This window comes from Chryseobacterium sp. UF-81 (genome assembly GCF_058245105.1).
The window spans coordinates 80,165-97,273 of sequence record NZ_JBSIBX010000006.1 but is presented as its reverse complement, the minus strand read 5'-3'; the positions used below and the strand labels follow the sequence as shown (position 1 = coordinate 97,273).

16 protein-coding genes and 1 tRNA gene are annotated in these 17,109 nt (G+C 37.5%); 7 read left to right on the top strand and 10 right to left on the bottom strand.

The genetic code is table 11. The features are described from left to right. Window positions 1-54: 54 nt before the first annotated feature. From AC4IFE_RS10410 to AC4IFE_RS10385, 6 genes are all read right to left on the bottom strand, one after another. Window positions 55-1,398 (bottom strand): ammonium transporter, encoded by a 1,344-nt coding sequence (locus tag AC4IFE_RS10410; RefSeq protein ID WP_490756858.1) that lies wholly within the window; start codon window positions 1,396-1,398, stop codon window positions 55-57. 106 nt (window positions 1,399-1,504) lie between these two features. Then, the gene (locus AC4IFE_RS10405) at window positions 1,505-2,146 is read right to left on the bottom strand and encodes an alpha/beta hydrolase (RefSeq protein WP_490756856.1); all 642 of its coding nucleotides are present in this window, start codon (window positions 2,144-2,146) and stop codon (window positions 1,505-1,507) included. Window positions 2,147-2,537: 391 nt separating this feature from the next. Continuing rightward, window positions 2,538-3,164 (bottom strand): YceI family protein, encoded by a 627-nt coding sequence (locus tag AC4IFE_RS10400; protein WP_490756854.1) that lies wholly within the window; start codon window positions 3,162-3,164, stop codon window positions 2,538-2,540. A 78-nt stretch (window positions 3,165-3,242) separates the two neighbouring features. Beyond that, on the bottom strand, window positions 3,243-3,809 hold the full coding sequence (locus tag AC4IFE_RS10395; protein ID WP_490756853.1) for a YceI family protein: 567 nt from the start codon (window positions 3,807-3,809) through the stop codon (window positions 3,243-3,245). 146 nt (window positions 3,810-3,955) lie between these two features. Next, entirely contained in the window at window positions 3,956-5,005 is a 1,050-nt protein-coding gene (locus AC4IFE_RS10390; protein ID WP_490756851.1) for a glucokinase, read from the bottom strand. Between the two features lie 114 nt (window positions 5,006-5,119). Continuing rightward, window positions 5,120-5,683 carry a hypothetical protein gene (locus tag AC4IFE_RS10385; RefSeq protein WP_223558637.1) on the bottom strand — a complete coding sequence of 188 codons (564 nt, stop codon included), beginning with the start codon at window positions 5,681-5,683 and terminating at the stop codon, window positions 5,120-5,122. A gap of 236 nt (window positions 5,684-5,919) precedes the next feature. On the opposite strand from AC4IFE_RS10385, the gene AC4IFE_RS10380 reads away from it, so the two are divergent. Both AC4IFE_RS10380 and AC4IFE_RS10375 read left to right on the top strand, forming a co-directional pair. After that, window positions 5,920-7,299 carry a DUF1800 domain-containing protein gene (locus AC4IFE_RS10380; RefSeq protein ID WP_490756849.1) on the top strand — a complete coding sequence of 460 codons (1,380 nt, stop codon included), beginning with the start codon at window positions 5,920-5,922 and terminating at the stop codon, window positions 7,297-7,299. A gap of 189 nt (window positions 7,300-7,488) precedes the next feature. After that, window positions 7,489-8,673 (top strand): DUF1501 domain-containing protein, encoded by a 1,185-nt coding sequence (locus AC4IFE_RS10375; protein ID WP_490756847.1) that lies wholly within the window; start codon window positions 7,489-7,491, stop codon window positions 8,671-8,673. A 122-nt stretch (window positions 8,674-8,795) separates the two neighbouring features. On the opposite strand, the gene AC4IFE_RS10370 is transcribed toward AC4IFE_RS10375, so the two are convergent. The 3 genes from AC4IFE_RS10370 to AC4IFE_RS10360 all read right to left on the bottom strand — a co-directional run bounded on the left by AC4IFE_RS10370 (window position 8,796) and on the right by AC4IFE_RS10360 (window position 11,793). Then, window positions 8,796-10,553 carry a hypothetical protein gene (locus AC4IFE_RS10370; protein ID WP_490756846.1) on the bottom strand — a complete coding sequence of 586 codons (1,758 nt, stop codon included), beginning with the start codon at window positions 10,551-10,553 and terminating at the stop codon, window positions 8,796-8,798. A gap of 241 nt (window positions 10,554-10,794) precedes the next feature. Next, window positions 10,795-10,902 (bottom strand) — tRNA-OTHER (locus AC4IFE_RS10365). Between the two features lie 90 nt (window positions 10,903-10,992). Then, the gene (locus AC4IFE_RS10360; protein ID WP_490757054.1) at window positions 10,993-11,793 is read right to left on the bottom strand and encodes an RtcB family protein; all 801 of its coding nucleotides are present in this window, start codon (window positions 11,791-11,793) and stop codon (window positions 10,993-10,995) included. Between the two features lie 737 nt (window positions 11,794-12,530). On the opposite strand from AC4IFE_RS10360, the gene AC4IFE_RS10355 reads away from it, so the two are divergent. The 5 genes from AC4IFE_RS10355 to AC4IFE_RS10335 all read left to right on the top strand — a co-directional run bounded on the left by AC4IFE_RS10355 (window position 12,531) and on the right by AC4IFE_RS10335 (window position 16,492). Then, window positions 12,531-12,866 carry a HopJ type III effector protein gene (locus AC4IFE_RS10355; protein WP_490756845.1) on the top strand — a complete coding sequence of 112 codons (336 nt, stop codon included), beginning with the start codon at window positions 12,531-12,533 and terminating at the stop codon, window positions 12,864-12,866. Window positions 12,867-13,011: 145 nt separating this feature from the next. Beyond that, entirely contained in the window at window positions 13,012-14,031 is a 1,020-nt protein-coding gene (locus AC4IFE_RS10350; protein WP_490756843.1) for a helix-turn-helix transcriptional regulator, read from the top strand. A gap of 290 nt (window positions 14,032-14,321) precedes the next feature. Continuing rightward, window positions 14,322-14,459: a hypothetical protein gene (locus AC4IFE_RS10345; protein WP_165570718.1), complete on the top strand. Its 138-nt coding sequence runs from the start codon at window positions 14,322-14,324 to the stop codon at window positions 14,457-14,459. Window positions 14,460-14,619: 160 nt separating this feature from the next. Beyond that, the gene (locus AC4IFE_RS10340; RefSeq protein ID WP_490756841.1) at window positions 14,620-15,369 is read left to right on the top strand and encodes a nucleotidyltransferase domain-containing protein; all 750 of its coding nucleotides are present in this window, start codon (window positions 14,620-14,622) and stop codon (window positions 15,367-15,369) included. 64 nt (window positions 15,370-15,433) lie between these two features. After that, window positions 15,434-16,492, top strand: coding sequence for a nucleotidyltransferase domain-containing protein (locus tag AC4IFE_RS10335; RefSeq protein WP_490756839.1), 1,059 nt, complete (start codon window positions 15,434-15,436; stop codon window positions 16,490-16,492). A 68-nt stretch (window positions 16,493-16,560) separates the two neighbouring features. Here AC4IFE_RS10335 and AC4IFE_RS10330 read toward each other — a convergent pair whose 3' ends face one another. Further along, window positions 16,561-16,905 carry a TfoX/Sxy family protein gene (locus AC4IFE_RS10330; protein ID WP_490756838.1) on the bottom strand — a complete coding sequence of 115 codons (345 nt, stop codon included), beginning with the start codon at window positions 16,903-16,905 and terminating at the stop codon, window positions 16,561-16,563. Window positions 16,906-17,109: the final 204 nt, after the last annotated feature.

The following is a 17,109-nucleotide window of genomic DNA, read 5'->3' as shown; positions in this document are numbered from 1 at the left end:
AGTATTCAACAGGGCACATAGATATCATCTGTGCCCTGTTTTTTTTAGCAACCATCACTTGAACCGCTCCTTATGCTGAGAAAGATCAAGCCCCATATCTTCAGATTCTTCAGAAACCCGCAATGTAATGATAGAATCTGTAATTTTATACAAAAGCAGAGAGCCAAAAAAGGTAAAAGCTGAAACAAGTACCAGTGCAGCCATATGATGGGCGAAAACCTCAATACCGCCATGAAGGAGGCTGGCATTTTCACCGTGGGCAAAAACAGCAGTCAGGATCATTCCCATAATTCCCCCTACCCCATGGCAGGCAAAAACATCGAGGGTATCGTCTATTTTTTTCAATGTTTTCCAGTTTACCATAAGATTAGAGACAATAGCAGCGGCAAATCCTATAAAAAGACTTTCCGGAATACTGACAAACCCACATCCGGGAGTAATGGCCACCAGCCCTACTACAGCTCCGATGCAGGCTCCCAAGGCAGAAACGCTCCTTCCATTAATCCTGTCAAAAAATATCCAGGTCATCATAGCAGAAGCGGAAGCAATGGTGGTTGTTCCGAAAGCCACTGCTGCAGAGGCATTGGCACTCAGAGCAGAACCGGCATTAAATCCAAACCATCCAAACCACAGCATTCCTGTTCCAAGAAGGACATAAGGAATATTGGAAGGCTCATGATGCGGATTTTTTCTGTTCCCCAGAACCAAAGCACCCGCTAAAGCTGCAAAACCTGCACTCATGTGGACTACGGTTCCACCAGCAAAGTCTTTTACTCCGAAAAATTTATTCAGAAGTCCGTCAGGATGCCATACCATATGACAAAGCGGTGTATAGATAAAAATGCTGAAAAGCACCATGAATAAAAGATAAGAAATAAAACGAACCCTTTCAGCGAAAGAACCTGTGATCAGTGCGGGAGTAATAACGGCAAATTTCATCTGAAAAAGGGCAAAAAGAACAAAAGGAATAGTGGAAGCCATCATTTTATGAGGTAATGCCCCCACATGGCTGAAAAACGGATAACTTAAAGGATTTCCAATGATTCCGTAATGTACACCATTGAGCTCAAAACCTAATGAATCCCCAAATGACAAGGAAAATCCGACAACGACCCATAAAATAGAAATAACACCGAGTGCTATAAAGCTCTGCAGCATGGTGGAGATCACATTTTTCTTGCCTACCATACCTCCGTAAAAGAATGACAGTCCTGGTGTCATCAGCAGTACAAGCCCTGCCGCGGCAAGAATCCATGCGACATCTGCCCCTACGATCTTATCTTCACTGAGAAATTCTCCGGTGTTGGGCAAATCAACAGCCGGGCTCCAAAATAATCCTCCGAATGCCACAAGGGTAATGACCGAGAATGAAACAATCCATTTTAAACCAATTTTCATACAATTTACATTTAACCCTATCAAAATTAAATATAAATTTTATAAAAACATACATTTTAAATGATAACCCTTAAAATATTATACCTTAATTATATTAAAATCAGTTTTAAACAAAAACTTCCTTTAATATTCTGGATACTTCTTTATGTTTTGTAGCAGGAAAAAGATGGGTCCCTCCTTTGATCACATAATCGGGTTTTGAATATTTAATAGGAAAAACAATGTCTTTATCTCCCAATATCTGAATAACCTCCGGAGTTTCTTCAAATTTCCATTCGGAAACTTTTTCTATAGACCATTTGAGGTAATAGGGATCTCTGACTCTGAAGTATTCAAGGATTTTAGGATTTTTAGGATCAAAAAGTTTTCTGACCACAGCATATACATTGGCAGCTTTGTCATTAAACATCCCAACAGGAAGTATTCTGGGAATTTTTGTAATCTCGCCGGTCCTGATAAATTTAGATTTTTCTTTATCCGACTTGATGCTTCCCATGATGACCACTTTTTGAGCCGGCTTCAGCTTATTGATCTCCTGCACCATAATACCGCCAAAAGAATAGCCCAATAAGCAGAACGGTTCGGAATCATCTACTTTTTCCGCCATTCTTTGGACGTAGGAATGAAAAGGCTCGTTTTTTTCGGGAATGAGCCAGTCTATAAAAACCAACTCACAGTTCCCGGGAAATTCCAGTCTTTCCAATACTTTAAAATCGGCTCCGAGACCGCTTACTACATAAACTTTCATAGTACTAATTTATGAAAAAACATGGTAAAAAGCAGAGATTAATTTTGGCTGTGTATGATCTGAACCATTAAGTTTACTGAAGGATTTTAGAATATTAAGATGACTTGATGTATGGGTATGCATGAAAAATCATTTTGATTATCCTTATTTTGACACGTGAAGAAGTTGAATATTTTTTAACACAAAGCTTCTGACTCAACATTTTTTATTTAAAGGCAAAGAATCGTGCTTCGCCCTGGATTCAACTTGTGGCTGATACATTCTTTAAAATTTTTATATGATTAAAATTGATTTTTTGCGCTAAAAAATTCATGCACAATTCAAATACATATATAAAAAAATGGACAGTTGATAAAAACCGCCCACTTTAATATTTGAAAGTATATTTTACTTATTTCTTCTTTACAGGAACTCTGTTTTCGTTATCCAGTTTTTCCGTAGAAACTCTGAACTGGATATCCATCTCGTTCTTGATAAAGTAATCTTTCAGTGAAGACTGGTAGAATACTTTAAAGTCTCTTCTGTTCAGAGAGAATTTAGCAGACTCTACCACTACTGTAAACTGGGTTACATATACATTGGCAGGGAAAGTAATCGTTTTTCTTACGCCTTTGATGGTAACATCACCGTACACCGTTGAATTGTACTCACTGTTTGCTAAAGGAATGATTTTAGTCAAGTGAAACTTTGCGATCGGGAATTTTTTAACTTCAAAAAAATTGGTGCTTTTCAGATCATTGGTAAGCTTGATCTGATCTTCATCGGAAACATCTCCCGCCATTATACTCCTCATATCTATAATGAATTCTCCGTCTACAAGGACTGTTTTATCGAAATTGAATTTCCCGCTTTTCAGCTTTACCGTCCCTGAATGCGAAGATGCTTCAGTTTTTACAACTTTATATCCCCACCACCTGATCTCTGATGAAGTCACTTTTGAAACCTTATCAAATTTCTTCTGTGCAGAAACAAATGATATGCTCGCACACATCATAGCAAACAATAGTAATCTTTTCATTCTTTTTTATTTACAATTCAACAAAAATAAAAAAAAGTGTAGAACTTCTACACTTTTAATAATCTTTTTTTGATTAAATTATTTAGCAGTCACCTTTACAAGCATTTCAATGTCATCTTTCACAAAAACATCCTGCATGGTAGACTTGTAAGCCACATCAAATTTCTGTCTGTCGAAAGAGAATTTATCAGAAACCAGGCTCACTACTCCTTTGCTGTAAGCAATTTTTGCTGGGAAAGTAATGGTGTTCGTTTTCCCTTTAACAGTAAGGTTTCCGGATACTAAAGAATTATAAATCTTATCGCTGTTTTTCTTTACAGAAGTGATTTTGAAAGAAGCAGTAGGGAATTTTTCAACCTCGAAGAAGTCACCGTTCTTAAGGTGCCCGTTCAGTTTCTGCTGGTATTCTCCGGAAAGGTCAGTAGAATTGATGGAAGTCATATCCAGTACAAAGCTTCCTCCTACAAGGTTATTCCCTTTCATGATCATGTCTCCTGATTTTACTTTCACCGTTCCGTCATGAGAACTTGCCTCAGATTTTGCTACTTTGTATCCCCACCAGTGAACATCAGATGCTACCACTTTTTTAGATTGTCCGAACGCAAGACTACCGGCTAAAACCGCTAATAAGAATATTTTTTTCATTTTGAATAAAGTTATTTACTTGTTTGATGGTGCAAATGTAGCCAACTTATCCGATAGATTTCATTGATGTATATCAATAAAATTAATTATTTTTATGAATAATATCATTCCATAAAAAAACTCCGAAAAGTTTCGGAGTTTGTATTTTAATTTTGATAGTAAGCAGTGTACAATGCGGCCCCCTTCAATGCGGTGTGATTCTGTTTAATCAGATACAGAGGGGTGCTTTTCAGCAGTCCTTCCATCTTATCGCTTATCTTAAATTTATCATAGAATTTCCCTTTGTCGATATATTCCCTGATCACCTGCGGAATATCTCCTGCTATTAAAAGTCCTCCGGTAGCTTTAAGCTTCAGCACAAGGTTATTGGCTTCTCTTGCAAGGAATTCCAGGAAGGTGTCTAAGGCAATTTTACAGATCAGCACATCATCTTCTACCGCAGCTTTATAGATTTCCTCCACAAAGTTTCCTCCGTTAAGACGTTCTGCAAGCCATTCCGGTTCCGGATGTCTTTTTACATCTCTCAGGAATCTGTAAATATTGAAAAGACCGGTTTTAGAGAGTACAGTTTCCCAGCTCACAATACCGTAGATATTATTTAAAAACTGGTAAAACTCAACTTCAACATTGGTTCTTGGTGAGAATTCGGAGTGTCCACCTTCCGTTGCAAAAGGTCTCAGGTTCTTTCCGTCAAAGAAATATCCGGCCTCTCCCAGTCCGTTTCCGGGAGCAAGGATAGCTACATTTCCTTTTTCAAGATGCCCGCTGGTATAAATGGGATCCAGATCACTGTCTTCGAGAAGGCCCATTCCGTAAGCTGATGCTTCTAGGTCATTCAGCATATCTCCTTTCTCAAATCCGAAATCTCTTGTATATTCTTCAATATCCAGGTCCCAACCCAGTCGTGCAGGGCTGCTTTTGCCGTTAATTACAGGTCCCGGCACAGCTACTGCCAGACGCTTTACGTTGTCCAGCTGATTATCCTGTATGAATTTTCTTAATATGTCAGAAAATGAGGTGTACTCTTTGGTGTTATACTCATTCTGAATTTTTATCTCAAGGCCTCCGTTACCGGAAACAAAATAGCCTAGGATGGTTATATCTTCACGGAGACTTGCCCCAATGATAGTGACATTATCATTATTACTGTTCTCTACTCCTGGTAAATAAAGCGGAAATTTTGGATTCAAAATCATAACCTCAAATTTTATCAAATATAATAATAGTTTTCGTAAATCTTGCAGGGAAGCAAAAAACCTTTTCATTTTCATAAAAAGGTTTGGCTAATAATTGTTTATATATAAATCTAACTACTTTCCTAATGGAATATTGTATCCGAATCCTACTCCGATATTCCCCACATTATAGTCCTGTCCGGCAATATCGCCTTTATCTCCTACAAAAACTTTCTGGTACTGTACGAAGAAATTCCAGTCTCTGTTGTGGTATCCGATCTCCGGCTTGATATAGAAACCTCCGTCCGGTCTGTCAGCAGAGCTGTTGGAAGCTACTTTATCATCTCCTACAAGGAAACCGTATCCTAAGTCTGTTCCGAAATAGAAACCAGTCTGTTTAGGATAGATTCTTATTAAAGCTCCTACAGGAATTACCCCTACATCATTGTTATCATACCCGTTATTGCTTTTTCCGAAATAATGAGTATATCCTGTGGCAATACCTAATCCGAATCCAGGAGTGATCAAATTCTGATAAGATACATCTACGCCTGCTGCTGCAGATAAATTATCTGCCGGCACTGCTAAACCAACATTCGCACCTACTTTGATCATGTTATTCATCTTTGAGTTCTGTGCGCTTGCGATACCTGCTGTTAAGATTCCAGCCAGTACTATTGCTTGTTTTAACATTTTCATAACTCTAATTTTAATTTTACTATTCCAATAAGCTGTAAAAATCGTGCCAAGGGAGGCGTTTTTTATGATTTTAACACTCAATTCCAACACAATACAATGATTATCAATATGTTAATTTATATTAAAATTCAAATGATTGTTTAAATTATTTTAAAGAAAAGTAATATTAAGAATTCTTAACCGTTACTATTTTAACCTTTCCCGTTCTAATCCATCCAAAAATTAAATTCTCCACAATGGACGATTCATTATTACACCATAAACATCTTCTCTGGCGTGCCGGCTTCGGAGTCGGGATCAACCAGATCGGCGATCTTAAAAACAAGAGTATAAAGATACTGACTGGTGAGTTGTTTAAAGAAGAAAACTTTACAGAAGTTAATTATGATACTCCCGACATTTTTATTCAGGAGGATATGATGAATAATAAAACCCCTGCAGAAAAAAGAAAAGAAATACAGCGCATCAACAGGCAGCAAAATAATGAGCTGAACCTTAATTTTCTGGACAGAATGGTGAACAGTAAGGAGCAGATGAAAGAAAAGATGTCATTTTTCTGGCATGGACATTTTGCTTCCAGAATCAATAATTCAAAATTCAGTAAACAGCTCCTCAATACAATCCGGAAGAATGCACTGGGCAATTTTAAAGATCTTCTCTTTGAAGTAAGCCAGTCGCCGGCAATGCTGAACTTCCTCAACAATCAGCAGAACAAGAAAGGTCACCCGAATGAAAACTTTGCCCGAGAGGTGATGGAATTATTTACCATGGGAAGGGGAAATTATACTGAAAAAGATATCAGGGAAGGCGCAAGAGCATTCACAGGATGGGGCTATGATAAAGAAGGCTATTTTAAAGAAAGAAAAAACCTGCATGATGAAGGTTCAAAAGTATTTTTAGGAAAAACCGGAAATTTCTCCGGAACTGACATTTTAAATATGATCCTTGAACAGAAAGCCACAGCGAAATTTATCACCACAAAAATATATAAGTTCTTCGTTAATGAAAATGTAGACAGCAATATTGTTGATCAGTTAAGCACAGACTTCTACAATTCCGGGTACGATATCAAAAAACTGATGTCCGAAATCTTTTCCAGTTCCTGGTTTTATGACAAAAAAAATATCGGAAACAGGATAAAATCTCCTGTCGAACTGATGGCGGGAATGATGCGAATGCTTCCCATGAACATTCAGAATCCGGAAAATCTCATCGTTTACCAGAAATTGCTAGGACAAATGCTGCTTTATCCGCCCAACGTAGCCGGATGGCCCAGCGGAAAATCATGGATAGACAGCTCTACCCTGATGCTGAGATTGCAGATTCCACAGATATGGTCCGGATTGCGCCCTTTAGAATACAGCCCCCGACAGGATGACGATATCGATATGGGTATGAAATCCCGCGAAACCGATTTAAATAAATCATTTAAGAATCCCAACATCACCATCGACTGGAGCAGGCTGGAAAAAGTATTTGCGGACAAAAACTGTGAAGATTATCTTATCCTGAATGCTAAAACACTTGATATGGATTCAGTGAAAAATTTCTCGGATAAAAGTATAAAGATGAATATTATTAATCTGATGTCTACTCCGGAATACCAGTTAATGTAGGATTAGATGAAAGGGATTAGGGTTTTGGGATTAGGGATTAGTACTGAATCTCAAAATTCAATAATATTTGTTTTTAACTCATATTTTAAAGTAACAAATAAATGATAAATTAAGAAATTTAAAAGTTATATTACGATTCCCCTAGCCCTTTCCCCTAATCCCTACAATCTCCAATCTAAAAACAAAATTATGTTAATCAAAAGAAGAGAATTCCTCAAAATAAGCTCATTAGCTACCGCATCGTTTATGATGCCCAATTTTCTGAAGGCAATGACATTGGATGAAGCTTTGGAGCGTAATCAGAAGATTCTTGTAGTCCTGCAGTTTACAGGGGGGAATGATGGTCTGAATACAATCATTCCCACAAAAAACGATATTTATTTTAAAGAAAGAAACAGTATCGCCATCAAAGATTCTTTGCCGCTTAATGATGAAACGGGAATCAACCCGGCACTATCCTATTTTAAAGAACTTTTTGATAGCGGTGAACTTTCGGTGATGAATAATGTGGGTTATCCGGATCCTGATAAATCGCATTTCAGAAGTATGGATATCTGGCATTCTGCCAGTCGCAGCGACGAATTCCTGGAAACAGGATGGCTAGGTCGTTTTCTGGATGAAGAATGCTACCGTTGCGAACATCCCACGCAAGCGCTGGAAGTTGATGATATGCTCAGCCTAGCGCTTAAAGGGGAAAATAATAAAGCATTTGCCTTTAAAGATCCGAAAAGACTTTACCAAACGAGTCAGGAGAAATATTTCAAATCTCTTTATGACCACCATCATGATGATGAAACGGTTTCTTATTTATACCAGACGCTTGGCTCTACCATCAATAATGCTGATTATATTTTTGAGAAGAGCAAGTCAAAAAAGACAGATCAGACGTATCCGAATTCACAGTTGGGGAAGGATTTTAAAACTGTAGCTTCGCTGATCAAATCTGATATCAACACACAGGTTTATTATCTTTCGGTGGGAAGTTTTGATACGCACGTCAATCAGAATGACAGGCAGAAAAAACTGTTCACCGACATCAATGACGCAGTGAAATCTTTTGTGACCGATCTGAAAAACGACGGAATTTTCAATGATGTCTTATTAATGACTTTTTCAGAATTTGGAAGACGGGTCGCTCAAAATGCCAGCAACGGAACGGATCACGGGACGGCCAACCAAATGTTTTTCATCAGTGGCGGGCTTAAAAAGAAAGGAATTCTTAATGCACTTCCCGACCTGCAGAAACTGAATGAAGGGGATCTGATCTACACGGAAGATTTCAGAAAAGTCTATGCTACCATTCTGAAAAACTGGCTTAAAGCGGATTCTTCCAAAGTATTGGGCTGGAAAAACGGAGTATATGATTTTATCTAATCTGAAATAAAACTGCCACTCTGATTTTTAATCAAAATGGCAGTATAAATTTACTATATAGACTTTGAATTCTTTAAATCTCTCGCTGATTTTGCAGATGTCGCAGATGTTTGCGCATTACTTTACTGCTTAAAGATTTTTATGAAGCTGTCTTTTTCAAGAGTTTCCAGTGAGAAATCGAAATCGGCTTCCGCTTTTTCTGTTGTAATCTCAGCTCCAAGCTCTTTTACAAGTTCATTGAAAGACATGGCTTCGTACCATTGCTGGTATAATGCACTTGTTGCCATTATGGAAACCTGATTATTTCCAGAAACGTGAGAATGTCCGGCTCCGAAATTCAACAGTACGAAACATTGTTTTTCGTTTTTTGCCACCAGCATTCCCAGGATCATTTGCTTCTGAACAGAGTTACATCTGGCTTCAGCAAAGAGATTGTTAGGATTCATCATATAATCGTAGGAAATATCATCTCCTTTTCCGATCACGATTTTATATCCACAATTTGCATCTCCGCTGAAAACGTTATTCATCACAAGTGTTGGTGCACAATGTCCTTTATTGGCGTACAGATATTCAACGGCACCGTGAGGAGCAGAAGTCATATCTCCGGAATACATCAGTTGTCCGTCACCATGATTATAAGCGGCATTCCAACCTATTTTTCCTGAGATATTTAATCCGGAAAGATCCAGGTCGCGGGCACCCCATTTATCTTCCCAATAAATACCTACAGCCAGTCTGTCGCCATACAAACGGGTTCCGGTAGGAATATTTCCAACAAACATTTTTTCAGAAGTCGGTAATGCAAATTCTACATTCTCCGGGAAATAAAATTTCTTTCCGGATACGTTTTCGTATTTTAGTTTCAGATAATCCAGAATAAAATCATAGTTGAACTGATTCACATAAGTTTCTTTACCTTTTTTCACCCACGATTTTCCGTTTCTTACTCTGTAAACAAAAGTATCCTGACCATACATTCTTGAGTAACATGCTGACAAAGCCTTAAATAACGCAAATGGTGTTGCATTTTCCAGCCAGTGCCAATCACTGTTTTCCAGTAATGTATTCGTAGCATCATTCAAAGGATTTGAAATCAACGGTTTATGATGTACTTTAGACAGCTTTGAAATTTTATTGATCACTTTCGGAGCTCTGTTTTTAAAAGCAAGGAACAGCGGCTTGAACCTGTTAAAAATTTCCGCCAGTTTTTCCAGACCGAAACTTTCGAACAGATGGGTTGGATTGAATTTACTTTGCTTGATTAAATCAATCAAATCATCACTTTTTATTAAAAGTGTAGTATTGGTCGTTTTATAAATAGCATACCGGAAAAACTCAACAGGATTTTCAGGATAGATATCATACAGATCGGCTATTTTTATAACAGCTTCCTTATTTCTGATGTTTTCTTTCCCGGTGAAATCATATTCCAGCTCCGTATGTAAAATATAAAGCAGTTCATCAATAGTTTCTTCTTTTAAAGCAATTCCCGATCTCAAAAGAGACAGACACTTTTCCTGCATTTCTTCTACAGTGTAAGCCCTGATGATTTTAAAAACCAGCTTTGTATCCGGAACATTCAATATTTCAGCAGGAATATAGATTTCATTCTGAAAATCGCTTCCATACGTTGAAATATAATGTCTGATCTGTTCAAAAAATAAATCAGTTCTGGAAGTATTTTTTATTTTCTCCCATGATTTATGAAAGGTTTTATTCAAATCATTTCCATTTAATTTTTCCCTTGCATAATAAGAGATGATCTCATTTTTTGCCCATAGAGCATCAGGTTCAATAATAAAACCGTCATTAGAAATAAATGCCTCTGCATTCGATTCCTTAGCTAATACAGCATTGAATAATTTTAATGTTTTCATTGTTTTTAATTTAAAAAATAAGTGAGGAGTAGGTTCTTAAAAGTGAAGGGTATAGGAACTCCTTTTACCTATAGTTTATAAAAAGCGGGGAGTAATTTATCCAAAAATATAGGAACTCCCTTTGCCTTATCATTTATAAAAAGGCGGAAAGTAATTCTAAAATATAGGAACTTTCTTTGCCTTCAATTTTTTAACATATGAAAATAACTGATACATGAATATAAGTATTTCCTTTGTTTTGAGGGACAGACAGGGCTCGAACCTGTGACACACAATTGGGATTCATAGGAACTTCATTTGCCTGCAGCGAAAAGTAATTTTGTTGCTCTACCATCTGAGCTACTGCCCCTGCCTTATGAAAAAAGTTTTCATGAACCTTACAGGTTTTTATACCTGCAAGGTTAGTTATTAGTTATTAGTTTTTTTATTAAATTAAAAATTATGCTTTTCTGAATTTCTTCTTTTTCTTCCACGGTGCATTTTTCCCTACATCACCCGCCATGATACACCCGTAAGGCATCACCTCATCCAGGACTTCGCAAAGTCCGTATTCTTCAATCTGCGCTCTTACATTTTTGGCACTTTTATAAGCGCTTGGCAGTTCGGAAATATCAATTTCATTAGAGAAGAAACGGATATCCAATCCTGTGGTTTCCTCATCAAAAACCTCTTCAACCGTTTTATGGGCCAGTGATTTTTTATGCTGTGTCCTGCTGAAATTTCTTCCGGCCCCGTGAGGAGCAAAACCCAGATTTCTTTCGTTAGTTTTTCCCTGAACGATTAAAACAGGTTCTGACATATTCAGCGGAATCAGTCTTGGTCCTGTGATATCCGGCATAAACTTATCATCCAGCGGAGTGGCTCCCTTGGCATGGTAAAACAGATCACCATCTTTGAAAACGAAATTATGCTCGTTCCAATATCTATCCTGCTTTTCTGTTCCCAGCTTATTTAAAACCGCATCATGAATATTCGTATGGTTTTCCTTGGTCCATGTTCTGATCAGCTGAAGAGCTTCCCAATAGGCCTGCCCTTCTTCCGTATCAAAAGGAATCCATGCATTTTCTCTTAATGTTTCAGGGGAAATATCCTGTCTGAACCGGTTGGCAACCTTCAATCCTTTATCATAAAGAGCAGCACCCGGGGCTCTTGAACCGTGATGAGTAACCAACATGGTATTTCCGGTATTTTTAGACTTCCCGACAAACAAGAAATGGTTTCCGTCCCCCTGAGTTCCCATATGAGAACGGGCAATGCTGATCAGCTTTTCATCATTTAAAAATTCATTTTTTCTGAATGCATCCATCAGTTCCTGGGACATCTGCATCTGTTCACCTCTCGGTCTTCCTCCATATCCGAAATGCGTCACCGAATGGGCTGCATCCAATACTTCTTTAGGATCAGCATCTCCAAAATCAGTCAGCATTACAGAACAGCAGATATCAGCGCTATGAAATCCGGGATGGATCGCATTTTTGGCAACTACCACTCCCCCTACCGGAATTAACCCTTCAGGTCCTGTAGGACATGCATCGGGCATCAATGCTCCGGCAGTAAGCGTAGGTGTTTTCATCAGGACTTTCATTGTGTTGATCACTTTCTCTACATTGTCGTTTTCACTTTCATGTTCTGCCCTGATGTTGATGATAAAATCTTTAGCTGTTTCATGAAGCGGAATAATATCAGGCTGTCTGAACTGCTCCAGATATTCTCTGATCTGAACTTCATCCGGATTGTTTTCGTTGATATATGTAATGGCATTTTTAAACCATTTGGCCGGTCTATACCCTAATTCTATTAAGTGATTTCCGTTAAATTCCATTTTGTTTCATTTTGATGATGCAAAGTAACAGCCTTATTGCGCAATAGTTTTGCGTAGATAAAGAAATTTAATTATTTTTACAAAAATTTAGTAAAAATGCAGAAAAGCAGGCTTGCAGATCTGTACAATAGTATATAATTAAAAAAACAAGGCTCATGGTATTATTAGAACAATTAAAACATTTCCCGGAAACCATCAAGTTCAGTGATGTTATCACTTATATTGATGAACATTATGAATTTACTCCTACTGCTTTTCAAAACGGAGATACGATCAACCATGCGGGGCAGAATAATGGCTCGTGTAAAGTTTTTAGTTTCGCAAGTATTCAGAATCTAACGAAAGAAGAAACACTCTGGCTTTTTGGTGAGTATTACAGGGAAGATGTTATGAAAAAACCGGAAGGAACCGATCACCAGAATATCCGGAATTTTATGAAGTTCGGTTGGGAAGGAATTACTTTTGATGAAAATGCTTTAAAAGAGAAGTAATTATAAGTCAATGGTGAATTTTGCTTCGCAAGTGAATTGTCAATTTTGAGAAAAACTAATGATAGACCAAAAAATTGACTTGTGCAGCAAAATTCACTATTCACTATTCACTATTCACTATTCACCATCCAAAACACAAAAAACCATGTCATCTAATAAAAACGCACTCATCCGCTATAAAACATTAGATAAATGCCTTAAGAATAAATACCGGAAGTATACGCTGGAAGATCTTATTGATGCCTGCTCGGATGCCCTGTTTGAATTTGAAGGAAAGGAATCGTACGTAAGCAGACGTACCGTTCAGCTGGATCTGCAGAATATGCGGAGCGAGAAATTCGGGTATGAAGCACCTATTGAAGTATACGATAGAAAATACTACCGCTACAGCGATCCTGAATACAGCATCCACAACATTTCTGTGAATGAAAGTGATTTGAAAGCCATGAATAATGCAGTTCAGATCCTGAAACAGTTTAAGGATTTCTCTATGTTCAAAGAGATGAACGGGGTCATTCAGAAACTGGAAGACTCCATCCATTCTACCGGGCAGAAATCCATCATCCATCTGGATAAAAATGAGCAGCTGAAAGGGCTAGAACATATTGATATCCTTTATGAAAGCATATCCAACAAAAAAGTACTCAATATTCTTTACCGCAGCTTTACCGCCAGGGAATCCAGTAATTATGTGGTTCACCCGCAGCTTCTGAAGGAGTTTAATAACCGGTGGTTCCTGATCTGCCAGCATAAAGGCAAAATGTACAATTTAGCCCTGGACAGAATGGAAAAGATTGATGTGGAGGAAAGTTTAGAGTATATAGATAAAAATCTGGATGGTGATGAATATTTTAAAGATATTGTAGGGGTTACGGTTTCTGAAACGATGGCTCCCAGAAATGTTGTTTTCTTTGTAGATTCCTCGAATGCTCCTTATGTAAAAACAAAACCACTTCATAAAAGCCAGGAAATTATAAGCGAAACAGAAGAAGGCACATTATTTAAGATTTGTGTACAAATCAATTTTGAACTTGAAAGACTCCTGCTCGGTTTTGGAGAATGTCTGATTGTTCATCAGCCTAAAAAGCTGAGACTGAAGCTGCAGGATAAGTTTAAAGCAGGATTAAAAAACTATGAAGATTTAATAGTTCCGGATGAAAACTGATTTTTTCAACCACAAAAGAGACAAAAGTTTTTAAACACTTTAGTTATTTTTAAGTGGCAGGATGTCTGAAAAGAAGATCACTTAAGTTTCTTTGAAAATCTACGATTTTCATGATGATTAAATTCGTCGGGTCAGAATTCCCCTCCCCTGGAGAGGTGGCAATCAAAGATTTGACGGGGTGGTTAAAAAAATGAGAATGATCACTCCATATCCTTTCCAACACTGATCAATCCTGACATTTTTAAAATGGCTCAGAAATTGTATTAATTGATACATTAAAAAATCTTACTATGAAATCAAGAATATTTAAAGCATTGATTGCCATTATAGCACCTATTGCGATAGAGTACATCGTAAAAAAAATATCTGAGAAATTAGATAAAAAAGAAGAAGATAAAGGAAAAGGACCTAAGCAGATTACTGCTTAAAATGTAGAAGTAGTTAGAATTTAATTTTATTGAAAAGAGGCTGTCATTAGTATGTACAGCCTCTTTTTTTGTTCAACAGGTTCAAATAAAACTTCCAACGAAAAATCTACGCAAAAACACTGCGCACTACTGATTTTACTTTGCCTTAAAATTGAATACAATGACACCAAAAATACTAGAGAAAATAAAAGAAATAGAGGAAACACGCAGTGTAGAAATTCTTCTGGCTGTAGAATCCGGAAGCAGAGCATGGGGTTTTGCATCTCCGGACAGCGATTATGATATACGCTTTATCTACCGGCATGAAAAAGACTGGTATCTTTCTCCATGGGATAAAGACGAGACGATAGAATTTATGACAGAAGACGACCTGGACGGCTCCGGATGGGATCTTCGCAAGACTTTTCATCTGTTGCTGAAATCCAATGCAGCTTTACTGAGCTGGTTTTATTCTCCTATCGTTTACAAAAAGAACGAGAATTTTCTGGAACTGTTCACTCCCCTGGCAGATGCCTGCTTTTCACCGATAGCGGTTTCTTACCACTATCTGAGCATGAGCAAAAAATACCTGGAAGCCTGCAGAAATGATAAAGTAAAACTGAAAAGTTATTTTTACTGCTTACGAACTGCACTGACCGGTAAATGGATCATAGAAAAAGGAACGGTTCCGCCGGTATTGTTCAGCGAACTATTAGTATTAATAGATGATGAGACCAGAAAAAAGATAGAAGATCTTATCGTTTTAAAAGCTACTAAAGGAGAATCCTATTACCACCCGAATGACTGGGAACTTTTTAGGTTTCTGGAGAAAACAATATTCGATAATGAAGAAAGAGCGAAAAGTCTTGCAGGAGGAAAGGTGGATAAAGGTGAAATGGAGAGGGTTTTTAGGGAGATATTAAAGCTCTAGAAACTAATACAATGTTTAACTTTAAAGAAAAGGAAGAAACTCATGTTTCCAAAGAAAAAAAATCATGACTATTGAATTTCTAAAAACTAATAACCTCATCCTCCTCGAAGCCATATCCGGAAGCCGCTCCTTCGGACTCGCAACGGAAAACTCGGATACAGATATCCGTGGGGTATATTATCTGCCAAAAGAAGAATTTTACGGACTGAATTACATTCCGCAGATCTCTAATGAAACCAATGATATCACTTATTATGAGATCGGGAGATTTGTAGAGCTGCTGCAAAAAAACAACCCTAATATTCTGGAAGTGCTGGCAAGTCCGGAAGACTGTATTCTGCAAAAACATCCGTTGATGGATCTCCTCCGTTCAGAAGACTTTTTATCCAAGTTATGCAAAGACACCTTTGCGGGATATGCCATTTCACAGATCAAAAAGGCTAAAGGACTGAATAAAAAAATCCTTAATCCCATAGAAAAAGAAAGAAAATCCGTTCTTGATTTCTGCTATATTCTTGAAGATCAGGGATCAGTTCCTCTTAAGAAATGGCTTTCAGAAAGCGGAAAAATACAGGACAAATGCGGGCTGGTCAATATCGGGAATACCAAGGGGATGTACGCTGTGTTTTATGATGAATCAGAAACTTTAGGGTATAAAGGAATGATCCAACATGAAGAAGCTAATCAGGTTTCTGTATCATCCGTTCCGAAAGACGAAAAACCAGCAGCCTATCTTTTCTGTAATCTGGATGCCTATTCCACGTACTGCAAAGACTATAAAGAATACTGGAAATGGGTATCTGAACGCAACGAAGACCGTTATAACGTCAACCAGGAACACGGACAGAACTATGACAGTAAAAACATGATGCATACCATCCGTTTATTACAGTCCTGCGAACATATATTCAAAACCAATTCGTTAAATATCCGCGTAGACAACAGGGAGGAATTACTTGATATCAAAGCCGGAAACCGGTCCTATGAAGCGGTCATGCAAAAAGCAGACGATCTGATAAAGTCTATTGAGCACTATCACGCAGTTTCTACCCTCCCCGAGTATCAAGATGTAAAAAAGACGGAGAAAATCTTAATAGAGATACGCGAAAACTTATATGGTTAAATCTTAATATTCTTAACAACTAAACTTTACCTTAATGGTTGAATTTTAAAATGTCAGGAATATTAAGGTTATTTTTTCTTTGAAGCTTTGGCTATCGAATTATAATCCAGGCATATTTTAATCCAGTATTCAAAATCATCAGGTTTTTGAAAACCTGCAGGTTCCACATAGCAATATCCTTTAAGCTGCTTTCCTTTCATAATCATCGGAAGAAACCCCGTTCTTTCCGAAACTTCCTCTTCCAGGTCAGGATGATACCGGCACATCAGATTATCGTGGCTCACATTGATACACATTTTATCATTGACCAAAAATGATAATCCGCTGAACATTTTCTTTTCCCTGATCTCAAGATCCGGAATTTCTGAAAGCCGTTCACGGATTCTGTCCGCAAGTTCAGTACTGTAAGCCATAAAATAATTTTATACTTTAAATTTAAGCAAAAGCGATTTAACTAAACATATTTTCTTTTTAGTTGTCGTCAAATCAATCCTATTATTTAATAGGTTTTGGCACAAAACATCAGCATTATCTGCCAGATTGGGAAAAGCATAAACATCCAATTTTGTTACAAAAAAAACCCTCATTTCTGAGGGATTTCATTATATATATAAGAT